This is a genomic window from Nannocystis exedens (assembly GCF_002343915.1).
In the GTDB taxonomy this organism is placed as follows: domain Bacteria; phylum Myxococcota_A; class Polyangia; order Nannocystales; family Nannocystaceae; genus Nannocystis; species Nannocystis exedens.
In genome coordinates, this window is the sequence record NZ_NETK01000002.1 from 156,700 (window position 1) to 173,027 (window position 16,328).

The 16,328-nt window shown below is 73.7% G+C and carries 12 protein-coding genes; 5 read left to right on the top strand and 7 right to left on the bottom strand.

The genetic code is table 11. From position 1 onward, the window contains the following. Window positions 1-127: 127 nt before the first annotated feature. Entirely contained in the window at window positions 128-3,043 is a 2,916-nt protein-coding gene (locus NAEX_RS44670; RefSeq protein ID WP_096334037.1) for a TIGR03960 family B12-binding radical SAM protein, read from the bottom strand. A 104-nt stretch (window positions 3,044-3,147) separates the two neighbouring features. On the opposite strand from NAEX_RS44670, the gene NAEX_RS44675 reads away from it, so the two are divergent. From NAEX_RS44675 to NAEX_RS44690, 4 genes are all read left to right on the top strand, one after another. Continuing rightward, window positions 3,148-4,137 carry a DnaJ C-terminal domain-containing protein gene (locus NAEX_RS44675; RefSeq protein WP_245914006.1) on the top strand — a complete coding sequence of 330 codons (990 nt, stop codon included), beginning with the start codon at window positions 3,148-3,150 and terminating at the stop codon, window positions 4,135-4,137. A 26-nt stretch (window positions 4,138-4,163) separates the two neighbouring features. Continuing rightward, a complete protein-coding gene (gene lipA, locus NAEX_RS44680; RefSeq protein ID WP_177325861.1) occupies window positions 4,164-5,123 on the top strand; it encodes a lipoyl synthase in 960 nt (319 codons plus the stop codon). A 65-nt stretch (window positions 5,124-5,188) separates the two neighbouring features. Further along, entirely contained in the window at window positions 5,189-5,848 is a 660-nt protein-coding gene (locus NAEX_RS44685) for a glutathione S-transferase family protein (protein ID WP_096334039.1), read from the top strand. A gap of 14 nt (window positions 5,849-5,862) precedes the next feature. Continuing rightward, window positions 5,863-6,477: a DsbA family oxidoreductase gene (locus NAEX_RS44690; RefSeq protein ID WP_096334040.1), complete on the top strand. Its 615-nt coding sequence runs from the start codon at window positions 5,863-5,865 to the stop codon at window positions 6,475-6,477. A gap of 90 nt (window positions 6,478-6,567) precedes the next feature. On the opposite strand, the gene NAEX_RS44695 is transcribed toward NAEX_RS44690, so the two are convergent. From NAEX_RS44695 to mutL, 5 genes are all read right to left on the bottom strand, one after another. Next, the gene (locus NAEX_RS44695; RefSeq protein ID WP_096334041.1) at window positions 6,568-7,104 is read right to left on the bottom strand and encodes a DOMON domain-containing protein; all 537 of its coding nucleotides are present in this window, start codon (window positions 7,102-7,104) and stop codon (window positions 6,568-6,570) included. A 119-nt stretch (window positions 7,105-7,223) separates the two neighbouring features. Continuing rightward, the gene (locus NAEX_RS44700; RefSeq protein WP_096334042.1) at window positions 7,224-9,356 is read right to left on the bottom strand and encodes a rhomboid family intramembrane serine protease; all 2,133 of its coding nucleotides are present in this window, start codon (window positions 9,354-9,356) and stop codon (window positions 7,224-7,226) included. 4 nt (window positions 9,357-9,360) lie between these two features. Further along, window positions 9,361-10,320, bottom strand: coding sequence for an acetyl-CoA carboxylase carboxyltransferase subunit alpha (locus NAEX_RS44705; protein ID WP_096334043.1), 960 nt, complete (start codon window positions 10,318-10,320; stop codon window positions 9,361-9,363). After that, window positions 10,317-11,318, bottom strand: a complete 1,002-nt coding sequence (gene miaA, locus NAEX_RS44710; RefSeq protein WP_096334044.1) for a tRNA (adenosine(37)-N6)-dimethylallyltransferase MiaA — start codon at window positions 11,316-11,318, stop codon at window positions 10,317-10,319. Before miaA ends, NAEX_RS44705 begins: the two co-directional genes overlap by 4 nt. Beyond that, window positions 11,318-14,455, bottom strand: coding sequence for a DNA mismatch repair endonuclease MutL (mutL, locus tag NAEX_RS44715; protein WP_096334045.1), 3,138 nt, complete (start codon window positions 14,453-14,455; stop codon window positions 11,318-11,320). The genes miaA and mutL overlap by 1 nt, the downstream gene beginning before the upstream one ends. 80 nt (window positions 14,456-14,535) lie before the next feature. Here mutL and NAEX_RS44720 point away from each other — a divergent pair, with 80 nt between their 5' ends. Further along, complete coding sequence (locus NAEX_RS44720; protein WP_211302630.1) at window positions 14,536-14,847, top strand: TMEM165/GDT1 family protein; 312 nt, start codon at window positions 14,536-14,538, stop codon at window positions 14,845-14,847. A 313-nt stretch (window positions 14,848-15,160) separates the two neighbouring features. Here the strand turns inward: NAEX_RS44720 and NAEX_RS44725 are convergent, their stop codons facing one another. Continuing rightward, on the bottom strand, window positions 15,161-16,045 hold the full coding sequence (locus tag NAEX_RS44725) for a GGDEF domain-containing protein (RefSeq protein WP_096334047.1): 885 nt from the start codon (window positions 16,043-16,045) through the stop codon (window positions 15,161-15,163). Between the last annotated feature and the right edge of the window lie 283 nt (window positions 16,046-16,328).

Here is a 16,328-nt window from a genome sequence, read left to right on the forward strand (position 1 = left end):
ATGCGGCGATCGGCTCGCCGGCGCCTGAGGGGGGTGAGCGTCGACGCGAGCGCGAGCCGGCGCCGCGGAGTCGTGTGGGCCCGGTCTGGAAGGGTATGTCCGAAGCGACATGCCCTTCGGGACATGGCTAGACGAGCATGCCCGTGAGTTCAGGCTCGCCTTCACGCTCGGGGCGCGGCTTCTTGGGCGCGAAGGTCGGGCCGAGGGCGCGCAGGCTGACGAGCTCGTCGCCGGCGCGGGCGAGCAGGCGCTCGCGGACCAGCTTGTGGTCGGGGACGACGGCGCCGACGAGGGCCTGGACGACCTCGCGCGGGCGGGCGCCCGGGGCGTCGGAGCTGAGGCGGACGCGGAAGCGCAGCAGGCCGGCGGCGACGTCGACGTCGGCGTGGAGCAGGGCGGCGCCGACGTCGACGGCGGTCGCCTCGCCGACGGGGCGCTTGAGGCCGCGGCCCGACTTGGCCTTGCCGGCGCGCTCGACCTGCAGCGGGCCGGCGAGGCGGGCCGGCAGCGCGGCGGCGACCTCGGCGGCCAGCTCGGGGCCGAGGTCGACGGCGTAGTCGGCGGCGGCGACGAGCTCGCCGAGGCGGCGCTCGCCCTGGACGAGGACGCGGACGTCGAGGATGTCGATGCCGGGCGGGGCGGAGGCGGCGAACTTGTCGCGCAGCAGCAGGGCCTCGCGCAGGCGGTCGTCGTCGCTCCACAGCCCGGCCATGTCGGCGTCGGAGCGCGGCAGCAGGACGTCGAGGTCGACGACCTCCTCGCGGGCGCCGACGCCGAGCGCCAGAGCTGGCCCGAAGGACATGCGAGGTACGGGGTTAAAGCCGCGCGAGAAGGCGGCCTCGACCCCGGCGCGCCGCAGCATGCGCGGGAGGACGCGGGTGAGGTCGAGGTGGCCCATGAAGCGCATCGGGCCCGACTTGGCGAAGAACACCCGCACGCGGGTGAACGGGGCCTCGGCGGCGGCCTTGAAGGCGCTGTCGTCGGCCAGCTTGCTCGGGTTGAGGCGGCCGCGCAGGCGCTCGATCGGGACCAGGTCGGCGGCGACGGCCCGCTCGGCCTCGCGGGCGACCTCGTCGCCGCGCTCGCGCTCGTGTCGCGCGAGCTTCATGCCCGCGAGCTGGTCGAGGGCGACCATCCGCTCGCTGCGCATCTCGGACATGTCGCAGGCGATCCCGCAGTCGTAGCAGACGAGGCGGCGCGCGTCGGCCTCGGCGGCCTCGCGGCTGATCGGGTGGACCTTCGCGCCGAACGGCTTGCCGCACGGCGGGGAGGCGCGGCCGCGCAGGGCCTTGCGGTACTCCTCGGCGAGGAAGCCGGGCTCGAGGCCGATGTCGATGTGGTCCCACGGCAGGCGGGCGTCGACCGGGATCGTGCGGGTGTAGCGGGCCGGGTCGACGCCGACGGCCGCGATCGCGGCGGTCCAGCGCTGCATCGAGAAGCGCTCGCGCCAGCCGTCGAAGCGGGCCCCGGCGGCGTAGGCGTGGCCGAGGACCTCGCCCATGTCGCGGTCGCCGCGGGCGAACAGGCACTCGAGCCAGCTCTCGGTCTGCGAGTGAGTCTTGAGCTCGAGGCGGTAGCGCCGGGCCAGGTCGCGCAGCAAGTTGACCTTTTGGGACAGGTCCGAAAGGCCATCCATCGCCGCCCACTGGAACGGGGTGTGCGGCTTGGGCACGTGCTGCGAGACGCTGACGGTGACGGTGGGCATGCGCGGGAGCTTGAGCTCGCGCGCGACCTCGCGGACCTTGCGGCCGGTCTCGGCGATGCCGACGACGTCGGCCTCGGTCTCGGTCGGCAGGCCCATGATGAAGTACATCTTGATGCGGTCGTAGCCGCGCTCGAAGATCCGCCGCGCCGAGGTCAGGATGTCGTCGTCGCTGACGTTCTTGTTGATGACGTCGCGCATCCGCTGGGTCCCGGCCTCGGGCGCGAAGGTCAGCCCGCTGATGCCGACGCTCTTGATCTCGTCGAGCAGCTCCTCGTTGAGGCCGTAGGCGCGCAGGCTGGCGATGCCGAGCTTGATCTTGCGGCGCTTGAGCTCGGGCACCAGCTCCTTGATCAGCGGGTCGATGCACGAGACGTCGGCGGTCGACAGGGCGGTGAGGCTGGTCTCGGAGAAGCCGGCCGCGTCGACGCCGTCGAGCACGGCCTTGACGATCTGCTTGGGGTCGCGCTCGCGGACCGGGCGGTAGATGATGCCGGCCTGGCAGAAGCGGCAGCCCTCGGTGCAGCCGCGCGTGATCTCGACGCTGGCGCGGTCGAAGATCGCCTCGGCGTAGGGGATCGGGAAGCGCGTGGGGAACGGGAACCGATCGAGATCGCGCACGTAGACGCGGGTCACCCGCTCGGGCACGCCGAAGGCGCGACCCTCCTCGGTCGGCCCGGTGACGACGAGCAGCTCGCTCCGCGCGTCGCGCTCGACGGCGTAGAAGGTGGGCGCGTAGATGCCGGGCGTGCGCGCGGCCGCGGCCAAGATCTCTCGCCGCGGGCGACCCTCGCGGCGCAGGCGGCCGATCGTGCGCAAGAGCTCGGGCAGGACCTCCTCGGCCTCGCCGACGAGGAAGAGGTCGACGAACGGCGCGAGCGGCTCGGGGTGCGTGGCCGTGGGCCCGCCGGCGAGGACGATCGGATCGGCGTCGCCGCGATCGGCCGAGCGCAAGGGGATCCCGCCGAGGTCGAGGTTGAGGAGGACGTTGGTGTAGCTGAGCTCGTACTGCAGGCTGAAGCCGACGACGTCGAACTCACGCAGCGGGGTGGCGGTCTCGAGGCTGACGAGCGGGAGACCCCGCGCACGCAGCTCGGCCTCCATGTCGGTCCACGGGCTGAACGCGCGCTCGCACACGAGGTCGGCGTGACCGTTGACGAGGTCGTAGAGGATCCGCGTGCCGAGGTGGCTCATGCCGATCTCGTAGAGATCGGGGAAGGCGAGGACGAAGCGACACGCGAGACCGGCGCCCGACTTGCGGATCTGCTGCTCCTCGCCGCCGAGGTAGCGCCCGGGCTTCTCCACGCGCCCGAGGAATTCGGCGTAAGGATGTTCGGCCATGACGAACCGCCCTTTTAGCCGAAACGGCGGCTCCGCACCACTGCGGCCGCGCCGGGCGCCCCGCCCCCTTGCCGAGGACCGCGTGTGACCCAAGAATGCCTGCCGTGAAGGACCTGTACTCAGTCCTGGGCGTGCCCCGCGGCGCCGACGAGAAAGAGATCAAGCGGGCGTTCCGCAAGCTGACTCAGCAGCTTCACCCGGACAAGAACCCGGGCGACAAGAAGGCGGAGGAGCGGTTCAAAGAGGTGTCCGGCGCCTACGAGGTGCTGGGCGACCCGCAGCGGCGCAAGAACTACGACGAGTTCGGCGACATCAGCCTGACGCAGGGCTTCGATCCCGAGCGCGCCCGGGCCTACCAACAGGCGACCCGCGGCGCCGGGCGCAGGCGCACCGCCGGTCCGGCCGGGTTCGGCGGCGGCGGGTTCGACGCCGACGGGCACTTCAACTTCCAGAACTTCGGCGACGCGCGCGGCGTGTCGTTCGACGATCTGCTGTCGCAGCTGTTCGGCGGCGGTCGTGTGGTCGACCCGGCGGCCCGCGCGGGCCGGCGCCCGGTCAGCACGCGCGGCCACGACATCGAGGGCGAGATCACGATCGACTTCTCGCAGATGCTGCGCGGGGCCGTGATCCCGCTGCGCATCGAGTCGCAAGAGGGCGGGTCGCGCACGCTCGACGTCAAGGTGCCGCCCGGGATCACCGACGGCGGCAAGCTGCGCCTGCGCGGTCAGGGCGGGCCGGGCGACCCACCGGGCGACATCCTCCTCACGGTGAAGGTCGCGCCGCACCCGCGCCTCAAGCGCGACGGCAACAACCTGCAGATGAGCCTGCCCGTGACCGCGCTCGAGGCGGCGCGCGGCGGGCCCGTCGACGTGCCGACGCCCGCCGGGCCGGTGACGCTCAAGCTCAAGCCCGGCAGCCAGAACGGGCAGACGCTGCGGCTCAAGGGCAAGGGCATCGCGCCGCCGAGCGGCGAGCCCGGCGACCTCCTCGTGACCCTCGACGTGCGCCTCCCCACCGGGTCGGACCCGGAGCTGGTGGCCGCGCTCGAGCGCCTGCAAGGGCACGAGAACCCCCGCAGCGACCTCGAGCTGTAGAGGTCGGCGCGTGCTATGCCTTGCGGGTGACCGTTCGCCTGCCGATCGTCCAGAACGAGGCCGAGCCCGCGCCCGCGCCGCGCAAACGCCACCCCGACTGGTTGCGCGTGCCGATGCCCGGCGGCGACGGCTATCAGGCGCTGCGCCGCATGGTCAAGGAGCTCGGGCTGCACACGGTGTGTCAGAGCGCGAGCTGCCCCAACATCGGCGAGTGCTGGAACCACCGCGCGCTGACGATCATGATCCTCGGCGACATCTGCACCCGCTCGTGCCGCTTCTGCGACGTGGCGACGGGGCGGCCGCTGCCGGTCGATCACGGCGAGCCCGCGCGGGTGGCGACGATGCTGGCGGCGCTCGAGCTGAACCACACGGTGATCACGTCGGTCGACCGCGACGACCTGCCCGACGGCGGCGCCGGGATCTGGGCCGAGACGCTGCACGCGTGCCACGCGGCGGCCCCGGACATGACGATCGAGGTGCTGGTGCCCGACTTCAAGGGCGACCTCGCCGACGTCGATACGGTGCTCGACGCCGGCCCCGACGTGTTCGCCCACAACCTCGAGACGGTGCCGCGGCTGTCCCGCGAGGTCCGCGTGCAGGCCCGCTACGACCGCTCGTTCGCGGTGCTGCGGCGGGCCCGCGAGCGCGGGGCGCTGGTCAAGACGGGGCTGATGCTCGGGCTCGGCGAGGAGCCGGCCGAGGTCCGCGAGGTCATCGACCAACTGGCCGCGCTCGGGCTGACGATCCTGACGCTCGGGCAGTACCTGCAGCCGAGCAAGAAGCACCTGCCGGTGCAGCGCTACGTCCACCCCGACGAGTTCGCCGAGCTGAAGCGCCACGCGCTGGCGGCCGGCATCGTCCACGTGGAGAGCGGGCCGCTGGTCCGCAGCAGCTACCACGCCGAGGGCCAGGCCGAGCTGATCCGCCGCCTGCAGGCCGGGGCCGGCAAGATCGGGTTCGCCAGCCTGCGCCCGCCGGCGGCGTGAAAGTGGCTTTCGGGACATGCGCGAAGGCGCATGTCCTCTCAGACATGTAGCCCCGGAGGTCCCCGATGCAGCTCGAGCTGATCAGCCACGCCCTGTGCCCGTTCGTCCACCGCGCCTGCATCATGCTGCGCGAGAAGGGGGTCGAGTACACCCGCCGCGACATCGACCTCGACGACAAGCCGGAGTGGTTTCTGGCCCTGTCGCCGCGCGGCAAGGTGCCGGTGCTGGTGGCCGACGGGACGCCGCTGTTCGAGTCGGCGGCGATCGTCGAGTTCCTCGACGAGACCCACCCGCCGCCGCTGATCCCGACCGAGCCGTTCGCGCGGGCGCGCCAGCGGGCGTGGGTCGAGGTGGCCAGCGAGCTGCTGATGGGCCAGTACCGGGTCATCGTGGCGACGACGCAGGCCGACTTCGAGGCGGGGGCCAAGGCGGTGTCGGCGACGCTGGCCCGCTACGACGAGGCGCTGAAGAGGGGCGACCTGGCCAGCGACGAGTTCAGGCTGGTCGAGGTGGCGGCGGCGCCGGCGATGTTCCGCTTCGCGCTGCTCGAGGCGCGCACCGGCTGGGCGTTCTGGGCCGCGGGCTCGAAGGTCGAGGCGTGGGCGCGGCGGCTGGCGAGCCGGCCGTCGGTGACGGCGTCGGTGGTCGAGGACTTCTCGCAGCGGTTCATGAAGCAGCTGACCGACAAGGGCAGCCACGTGGCCAAGGTGCGGCCGGCGAGCTGAGAGGGAGCCCGCGTATGCACATCGACATCGTGTCCGACATCGCCTGTCCGTGGTGCTTCATCGGCATCGAGCGGCTCGAGCGCGCGCTGGCCGAGACGAAGGCCGAGGCGACGGTGACGCTGCACCCGTACTTGCTCGACCCGGACGGGCCCGACAGCGGGACCGACATCCGCGCGCGCCTGCGGCAGAAGTTCGGCGGCGACCCGACGCCGGCGTTCGCCAACGTCGAGCGGGCGGCGCGAGAGACGGGGATCCCGCTCGACTTCGAGAAGGTGCGCATGGGCTACCCGACGCTGCGCGCGCACACGCTGCTGCGCCACGCGCAGACCAGGGGGACGCAGCGTGCGCTGTCGCGGGCGCTGTTCGCGGCGTATTTCCTGGAGGCGAAGAACATCGCCGATCCGGCCGTGCTGGCCGAGATCGCGGCGCCGCACGGGTTCACGGCCGAAGAGGTGGCGAAGCTGACGAGCGACACCGAAGAGCTGGCGCGGACCCGCCAGGAGGCCGACCACGCGGCCCGCAGCGGGGTCCGCGGGGTGCCGCTGTTCATCTTCGACGGCCGCTCGGCGATCTCGGGGGCGCAGCCGGAGGCGGTGTTCCGCGAGGCGATCCGCAAGGCCGCGGGCTGACGCGAGCGCCCCGCGCCGAGACATGCCCCAAGGAGCATGTTTGCTGTAGCATGTTCGAGGGGGCATGCCTCCAGGGGCATGCCCCCTGTGTCATGTCCCCAGAGACAGCTCGCGCAGGAGGGCCGGGTCGAGCGGCGCGGTGACGTCGGGGCGGTGGAAGTCGGGGCGGGTGCCGCCCGCGGGCAGCGCCGAGAGGTAGCGGCGGGCCGCGCCCAAACCGTGGATCCCGTGGGCGTTGCAGCGGGCGAGGCCGGGCGGCAGGAGGTCCGGCGGGACGACGGCGCGACCGCGCCAGCGGCCGTGCGCGGGCGGCTCGGCGACGAACGCGATCTCGACGGTGGCGACGACGTGGCGGACGCCGTCGAGCTGGAGCGCGAGACAGTGGCCGTGCGGGCCGAACTCGAGCTCGAGGTAACGATCGGCGGGCGCGTGCAGGAACAGCTCGACGACCTCGAAATTCCACAGGCCCGGGGTCGAGCCGGGCGGGGAAGGCGGCGGCGGATCGCCGTGATACGGGGCGTCCACGCCGATCTCGAGCGCGCCGCCGCGGGCGCGGAGGTCGAGGGTGATCCGTTCGGCCGGCAGCGCCGGGCTGCCGTCCCACAGGCGATCGATGACGAGCTGCACGCGGCGAGCGTACCTCAGCGCAGCCCTCGCGCCGGAGCCCGCAGGCCGCTCGGGCCGCCGAGGCGAGCTGCGGCGCGAGGCGGAGCTCGAGCGCGGCCCGCAGCGTTCCGGTCGCGGCGCTAGTCGGCGAGCGCCGCGTCGCCGAGGATCGCCGAGTACAGCGCGGGGGCCGGGTCGAGGGCGGTCGCGGGGGCGGCCAGCAGGAGCACGGCGTGGCTGCCGAGGCGGCGCTCGACGACCCGCGCGATCGTCTCGCCGTTGCGCTGCAGGGTGTAGTTGACGAAGCCGGCGAAGGCCGGAGCGGGGGCGTCCTCGGGGCGGATGACGAGCTCGTGCGCGAGCGCCGGGGCGAGGACGAACAGGGCGCTGCCCTCGATCGGCGCGTCGGCGACGACCACGAACTCGACGAGGTGACCGCCGCGCAGCGCCTGGGTGTCGAGCCAGCCGGGGAACACCGGCAGCAGCGGGTGGCGGCGGTCGTCGGCGTCGACGCGCTCGAAGCTGGCGGGCAAGGCGAGGGCGACGCCGTTCTCGACGACGCGGCGGTCGCGGTGGGCGGCGGCGAAGGCGATCGGGTCCTCGCGCGTGACCTGGACGGCGCCGAGGCCGACGACCGCGACCGCGGCGAGGCACAGGGCGGCGAGCGGGCGGCGGGTCCAGCCGGGCAAGGTCGGCGGCAGCAGCAGGGTGAGGGCCGAGGCGACGAAGGCGGCTGTCCCGAGAGACAGGGGCGTCGAGCGCAAACCGTAGACCCCGGGGATGCAGGCGAACACGTGCGCGCCGAGCAGGAACAGCAGGGTGAGGACGACGCTGCGGCGCACCGTCGACAGCAGGCCGGGGGTGCGCGCGGGGAGGAGGGTCCACAGGGTGGCGACCAGCACCGAGACCGCGAGGGCGTTGCCGCCGCCGATCACCTGGGCCGGATCGGGGTCGGCGACGGCGGCGGCCCACATGCCGGCGGCGCTGCCGAGGATGGCGATCAGGCCGGTGCGGGCCCAGCCGTGGATGCGCTCGAGGACATGTCCTGCGAGCCAGATCGAATAGCAATCGAGCAGCAGGCCGACGAGGTCGGCGTGGACGAACGGGGCGGTGAAGACGCGGCCCCAGCTGCCGGCCCGCCACAGCTCGCCGGTCAAGGCGCCGGCGCGCAGCAGGCCGACGCCCGCCCACCCGGCCGCCAGGGTGACCGCGTACCACACGGCCGAGGCGGCGATCAGCGCGGTGGTCATGAAGAGCGGCTGCAGCCGGCGAGCGCCGCTGCGCTCGCGGACGGCGGCGCGGAAGCGTTCGCCGACGGCCTGGACGAAGTCCTGGAGCTCGTCGCTGAGCGCGGACGCGGGGTCGTCGATGTGGGCGCGGGCGGTGCGGGCGGCGGCGGCGAGGCGGGTCTCGCTGCGGCGCGCGAGCCCGGGGACCTGCTGCAGCAACGCGTCGGCGCGCAGCGGGTCGCCGGCGCGGGCGGCGGCGATGCCGAGGAAGAGCGTAGCTGTCCCCGGGGACAGGCCGAGCCGGCGCCCGCGGTCGCGCGCCAGCGCGTCCTCCACGACCCCGAGCGCGCCGACGTGGGCGAGGAAGGTGAGGCGCGCCTGGGCCAGCAGCTCGGCCGCGCCGGCCTCGCTGCCGAGCGGGCCGTCCTCGATCGACCGCAGCAGCGCCGCCGCGGCGTCGTGGCGACCGAGCTCGCCGAGGGCGCGCAAGATCCCGAGCGCGAGCGTCGGCCGGACCGCCGCGTAGCTGGGGTGGAAGTGGCTCTCGTAATGCGTCACCGCCTCGCTCCAGCGGTGGTCGAACAGCAGCATGGCGACGATCTGCTCGTGGATCACCGCCAGCTCGGCCGGGTCCTCGGCGGCCGCGACGAGCCCGCGGAAGTAGGCCAGCGCGGCGTCGACGCCGTCGCGGTCGAGCAGCGCGAAGCCGCGGAGGATCTGCTGCTGGCGCCCGAGGCCGGCGCCGGGCATCAACATGGCCCGAAGGCCAGACAGGCGCACGGCCAGGCGCGGGCGCCCGAGCGCGAACATCTGCCGGGCCCCGCGCTCGAGCACGGCGGGGGCGATCACCGTCAGCGCGCACAGGCAGATCGCGACGGTCCCGAGGTACCGGTCCTCGTAGACGATCGCGGTGAAGGTGAGCACGAGCTGCAGCGCCAGCACCGCCGCGTACCCCCGCGGCCCGCCGGGCCGCCGGATCGTGCGCAGCAGGACCATCGCGAGGACCAGCCCCGCGAGGACCAGGAGGTTGTGATAGAGCGCCACGCCGTTAAGCCTGCATCTCCACGTGACCCATGCGCCGGAACTTGGCGTAACGCCGCTCGAGCCGGTCCTGGACCGAGAGCGCGGCGAGCTCGCCGTAGTGGCGGCGGAGGGCGTCGTGGAGCGCGGCGGCGGTGGCGGGGAGCCCGCGGTGGGCGCCGCCGAGCGCCTCGGGCACCACTTCGTCGCAGATCCCGAGCCCGACGAGGTCGTGCGCCGTCATCTTGAGCTGCTCGGCGGCGATGCGCTCGGCCTCGGCGTCCTTCCACAAGATCGAGGCGCAGCCGCGCGGCGAGATGACCGAGTAGACCGCGTGCTCGAGCATGAGGATCCGGTCGGTGACGCCGATCGCCAGCGCGCCGCCCGAGCCGCCCTCGCCGATGACGACCGAGATCGAGGGCACGCGCAGGCCGGCCATCAGCTCGAGGCAAGTGGCGATGGCCTCGGCCTGGCCGCGCTCCTCGGCGCCGATGCCCGGGTAGGCGCCTGCGGTGTCGATGAGGCAGAGCAGCGGCAGGCCGAACTGGTCGGCCATCTTCATCAGCCGCTGGGCCTTGCGGTAGCCCTCGGGGCGCGCCATCCCGAAGTTGCGGTGGAGGTTCTCCTTGGTGTTGCGGCCCTTCTGCTGGCCGAGCACCACCACCGAGCGGCCGTCGAGGCGGGCGAGGCCGCCGACGATCGCCGGGTCGTCACCGAAGGCTCGGTCGCCCTTGAGCTCGACGAAGTCGGTGAGGATCTCGCCGATGTAGTCCAGCGTGTAGGGGCGGTCGGGGTGCTTGGCGAGCTGCAGCTGCTCCCACGGCGTGAGCGCGGCGAACCGCTCGCGCTGCAGCTCCGCGGCCTTCTGCTCGAGCCTGGCGATCTCGTCGGCCATCTCGCTGCCGGCGCCGGACAGATCCTTGAGCTCGCGGATCTTCGTCTCGAGCTCGACGATCGGGCGCTCGAACTCCAACACTTTGCCGCTCATGTCAGCTCCCCCGCGAGGAACGCCGCGGCCTCGGCGGCGATGGTGTCGGCCTCGCGCTCGAGCTCGACCTGACTCAAGGACCAGATCGGCCGCGAGACCGCGAGCGTGCGGTCGGCGGTCAGCTGGTGGCGAAAGTAGGTCCGCTGGCGCCGGGCGTAGCGCCGCGTCTCCTGCTTGATGGCCGCGACGGCGTCGCCGAGGCTCTGGCCGGCGAGGTGATCGAGGATCTGGCGGTAGCCGAGGCTTCGCATGGATCGATGGCGCGAATCATACCCAGCAGCGACGAGGTTGGACACCTCGGCGACGAGGCCGGCGCGGATCATCGCGTCGCAACGGTCATCGATCGCGCGATCCAGTGCGGCGAACTCGGGTTCGAGGACCACGGCAGCCAGGCGAGCTCGCGCACGCGGCGGATCCTCGGCGCGGACGAGGCTCACGGGCCGTTCGTGCGCTTCGCACAGCCACAGCGCTCGCAGGGCGCGCACGACGTTGCGCGGGTGAATCGCGGCTGCGGCCTGGGGATCGCGGCGCTGCAGCTCCGCGTGTACGGCGCCCGCGTGCTCGCGTTCGCGTGCTTCCCACTGCGCCGTGAAGGCCGCGCGCCGCGGATCGCTCGCAGGGACGTCGGCCAGCTCCGCGCCGCTGTACGTGCGCGCGACGGCGCGGAGGTAAAAGCCGGTGCCGCCGGTGAAGAGGCCCGGACCGCGCGCGAGCAATTGCCACGCGGCCTCCTGGTAGTCCCCCGCGCTGAACTCGGCGTCGGGATCGACGAGGTCGAGCAGGAAGTGCGGCACGCGCTCGCGCGTGGCGGCGTCGACCTTCGCCGAGCCGATGTCGAGGCCGCGATAGATCTGCACCGAGTCGCAGCAGAAGATCGGCAGGTGCAGGCGCTCCGCCAGCGCGACCGCGAGGCGTGATTTTCCAGACGCGGTCGGGCCGACGACGGCGAGCAGGCGCGGAAGATCGTCCGCGCGATCCGTCGCGCCGTCGGCGGACATCACTCGCCTCCGAGCAGCGCGGTCGCGGTCCAGCGGCGGATCCCCGGCACCGAGTCGAGCGCCGCGCCGGCGTCGACCAGCTCGGCGAGCCAGCGGCGGGCGAGGCGAGGCGCCGGGTCGCCGCCGTGGGTGGCCGCGATCGCGTCGAGCAAGCCGCGTTCACGCGCGGCCCGGTCGCCGTCGCCGGAGCGGATCCGCAGCCACGGGACGATCCGCGCCACCAGGTCGGCCGCGTCGGCGTCGTCGACGCAGTGACGCAGGTGAGCCGGCACGCCGCGCACGACGACGGCGTCGTCGCCGAACACGTCGAGGTCGACGCCGAGGCCGAGCAGCTCGGCGCGAGCGGCCTGGATCAGCGCGACGTCGGCGGGTGGCCGCTGGACCACGGCCGGCGACAGCAGGCCCTGCACGGCGACGGCGCGCCGGCCGACCAGGTCGCGCTGCAGGCGGAGGTAGACCAGGTGCGAGCGGACGCGGCGGAGGTCGACGGCCAGCAGCGCGTCGCGGTCGGCGAACACGGCCACCGGGCCCGGGAGGCAGGCGAGCAGGGCCGGGATGTCGGGCCGCGGCGCGGCGGCCGGGCTGCTCGCCTGTCCGCCGGGACCGGACTGCTCGCGCATGTCCTGAGGGACAGGGACGTCAGTCGCGATCGGCAGCGCCAGCGAGGCCTCGCGCTCGGGCTCGGCCGGGCGCGGGGCGGCGCCGTCGGGGCGCAGCGCGGCGGCCGCGTCCAGGACGGCGCGCTTGTGCCGGTCGTAGCCGTGGTCGAGGGCGCGCGTGCTCAGGCGATAGGCGCCGGGGCGCCGCTCTTCGGCGGGCGGCGGGGTCGGCGGCGGATCGGGCTGGCGCTCCGACCAGCGCAGCAGCGGATCGGCGCCGGCGTGCAGGTCGGGCGGGAATTCGGCGCCGGCCCGCTCGACCCAGGCGGCGGCGCGGTCGCGGGCGGGGTCGTGCTCGCTCGCGGCCCCGGCGCGGGCCAGCCAGGCGGCCGAAGGCTCGTCCGAGGTGTCCCCGGGGACAGGTCGGGTCGGGGCGGACATGTCCCGAGGTGCAGGTTCGCCGGTGAAGCCCGAGGTGGACATGTCCCGAGGGGCAGGTCCTCCGGGCCTGGCGGACATGTCCGGAGCGCCAGGTTCGTCGGGGGGCGAGCGGCGGAGGGACATGTCCTCGGGGCCGCGGGCTTCGGCGCCGGGGCGGGCGCGCGGGGCGGGGCTCGTGGTCCGCGAGGACGCCTGCGAGGCCGAAGCAGGGCTGGAGGACATGTCCTCCGAGCCATGTTCGAAAGGACAGGCATCTCCAGACATGTCCGTGGCGCCAGATGCCCCGACGGCCGGCGGACGGCCGGCCGCGCCCGGCGCGTCGCCGCGGCGTTCGCCGGTCGCGCCGGCGCGGAAGGACGGGTCCGAAGCGGCGTCCGCGGGCCCGCCCGCTTCTGCCCGCGAGGACATGTCCCGAGAACCAGCGGATGCCTCGGCGAGGTCGAGGTCCCAGCCGGGGTCGCCCGCGGTCGCCGCCGGGAGCGGGCCGGACCGGGGTCGGGGCGCGGGCGCCGGCGCGGACGGGGTGCGGTCGGTCTCGACCGGCGGGCGCCGGGCGGCGTCGATCGAGGCCTCGGCGCGGCTCAGCCAGGCTTCCGCCTCGGCGCGGCGGTTGGCGGCCGCCGCGGCCGCCGCCTGCTGCGCGCGGCGGACGGCGGGCCCGGGCGAGTCGTCCTCGTCGTCCTCGCCGAGGTCGTCGGCGAAGGCGGCGCGGCGGCGTCCGACGTCGGCCTCGTCCGGCCCTCGCGGTCGAGCCTCGCCCGTGTCGTCGCCGTCGCGGCCAGGCGCGGGCCGCCTGCCCGCTCGGGGCCCCGCTCCGGCGGCGCCGCTGCGGCGGTCGTCGGGTTCGGCCTCGTCCGCGTCGTCGTCGTCGCGGGCTGCCCGACGACGCGCGCTCGCGGGGGACTGCCGCGCGCCGGGCGAGTCGTCGTCGGAGCGGGGCGCGTCGCCGGCGCGGACCGGCGCGAAGCCGATCGGGATCGCGCCGGCGCGGCCCGGAGGCACGCCGGCCGATGCGCGCGCGGTCTCGTCGGAGGCTGGCGCATCGGACATGTTCGTTGCGACCTGTCCCGAAAGACCGGCGAGCTCGCCGGCCCACGGGGCGGCGGCGACGGCGGCGGCGAGGACCCGGCGCACGGCCGCGTAGACCTGCTGCGGCTCGCTGAAGCGGACCTCGGCCTTCTGCGGGTGGACGTTGACGTCGACCGCGCCGGCGGGCGGCTCGACGAACAGGCAGGCGGAGGGGGCCTCGCCGCCGAGGCCGTAGGCCTGGGTGAGGATCTGCGCGAGGCTGCGCTCCCGCACGACGCGCTGGCGGGTGATGAGGTAGGGGCTGCCGCGGCCGCGCGCGGCGGCGGTCGGGTGGGGCAGGTAGGCCTCGACGCGGATGCCGTCGTCCTCGCCGCGGAAGGCGAAGAACGGGCCGGCGACGCGGCGCTCGAGCACCTGGGCGACGCGGCCCTCGCGAGTGGCGCGCGGCAAGTTGAGCAGCTCGCGCTTGCCGTGGCGCAGGGTGAAGTGCACGCCCGGGTGGACGATGGCGAGGCGCAGCAGGGTGTCGCTGCAATGGCCGACCTCGGTCGCCTCGGCGCGCATGAACTTGCGCCGCGCCGGCAGGTTGGCGAAGAGGGCGTGGACGTCGATCTGGGTGCCGACCGGCATGCCGGCCGGGGTGAGGGTGGGGGCCTCGCCCGGGATGCCGTGCAGGTGGACGCCCACGGCGGCGCCGGGCTGGCGGCTGCGCAGGTCGATCCGCGCGACCGCGGCGACGCTGGCCAGGGCCTCGCCGCGGAAGCCGAGAGTGGTGATGTCGGCGATGTCGGCGGCGTGGCGCAGCTTGCTGGTGGCGTGGCGGGTGACGGCCAGCAGGAGGTCGTCCGGGTGGATCCCGCGGCCGTTGTCGCGGACGGAGATCCGCGCCATGCCGCCGTCCTCGAGCTCGACGTCGACGCGCGTGGCGCCAGCGTCGAGGCTGTTGTCGACCAACTCCTTGACGACCGAGGCGGGCCGCTCGACGACCTCGCCGGCGGCGATCTGGTCGATGACCAGGGCCCCGAGCACGGCGATCCGACCGGAGGCGGCAGGAGCGGGCGAATTCACGCGGGATAGTTAGGCCGACCGGAGGCCGGCGCGCAAGGCCCCGCGCGCAAGCGCGCCCGCCGCGGGCCAAGACGGCTATCGTGGCGGACCTGCCTCCGCTGCCTGCCATGGACCTCCGCGCGTTCTTTACGACCTTCGGCCTCGTGTTCCTCGCCGAACTCGGCGACAAGACCCAGCTCACCACGATGAGCATGGCGGCGTCGAGCGGCCGTCGCTGGCTGGTGTTCGTGGCGTCGGCGCTGGCGCTGGTGCTGTCGAGCCTGATCGCGGTGCTGGCCGGCGAGTGGCTGCGCGCCCGCGTCGAGCCGGTGCTGATCGAGCGCACCGCGGGGGCGCTGTTCGTGATCCTCGGCGGCTGGATGCTCGCGTCGACGTTCGTCGGCGAGACCTGACGCGCGGCGGACGTCGCCGCGGCGACGGCCCGCCTGCTCCCCGTTCGGTGCATGTGCAGCGACATGCGCGGGGGAGCGGCGGTCGCCGTCTCAGCCGCGCGAGCGAGCGACGCGCACGCAACCTTAACAAGGAGGCTCGCGTCGGCGGCGCGTCGCTCGGACCGGCTCGACGCGGTGACGCGGCCTCCGAGGCGCGTGCGCGAGGAGGACAGGGGCTGCGCGGCGCGTGCGGGTCCATCGAGGACGCGGTTGTGGCCGGCCTGGCTGGCCTCGTCGAGGCGTGCGAACAGGGCGCGAGGCCCGGCGCGTGCGGTCAGTCGGCGACGACGCGGTTGCGGCCGGTCTGCTTGGCCTTGTAGAGGCGCGCGTCGGCCTTCTTGATCAGGTCGTCGTAGGTGGCGATGTCCTGCGTCAGCTCGGCGACGCCGATCGAGATCGTGACCGGGATGTGGCGGCCCTCGAACATGAACTTCGACTCCGCGATCATCGTGCGGATCTTCTCGGAGAACTGGGTCGCGCCGCGGATGTCGATCTCGGGGAGGATCATCGCGAACTCCTCGCCGCCGTAGCGCGCCAGCACGTCGACCTTGCGGGCCCGTTCGCGCACCACGTCGGCCACCTCGCGGAGCACGAAGTCGCCGGCGCGGTGGCCGTAGGTGTCGTTGCAGGCCTTGAAGAAGTCGATGTCGAACATCACCAGCGCGAGCGGGCGGTCGTACCGGCGGGCCCGCGACAGCTCGCGCTCGAGCGTCTCGAGGAAGTAACGCTTGTTGAAGATCTGCGTCAGGCCGTCGACCGTGGAGAGGCGGTAAATCTCCTCGTGGTAGAGGCTCTCGACGTTGTCGCCGCTGAGGAACTTGAAGATGGCGCGCCCGATCTTGATAAGGTCGCCGTCCTTGAGCCAGGCCTCGTGGATCTTGTGGTCGTTGACGTAGGTGCCGTTGGTCGACTCGTTGTCGCGGAGCTTGACGCCGTGATCCTCGACCCGCAGGGTCGCGTGCGTGCGCGAGACGCTGTCCTGGCTGACGCAGATGTCGTTGAGGGTGCCGCGACCGATCGTCATCTCGCGCCCGTCGATGTGGTACTTGCGGCCGAGCTCGGCGCCGTAGATAACGACGAGACAGGCCTCCTTCTTGGGGCCCTTGCCGCCGCCCTCGTCGCTCTTGTTGATGACTGTAACGATCGTCTCGTCCCGCATAAGCCCGCGGCAGTCCTCGAGGGGCGCCCCCTCTGCGCCGGTCAAATTACCAGAGCCGGGGAACGACGCGGAGCGCGGGGGTGATTCTGGTGCGACGCGGTCCGAGGATGTAGGCTCGTTATGGCGCGTTCGGGCCCGCACCCCCCGTCTCAGGTCACGCAGCGTAAGTACCCGAAATGCTAGATTCTTTCGGCCGCCGTCGCGGCTCGCGCGCGAGCTCCGTCGCGGCAGCGATCTCGCGAAATTTTGCCGAGCCCGCAGGGGCGCTGCTATGACCCTCCGA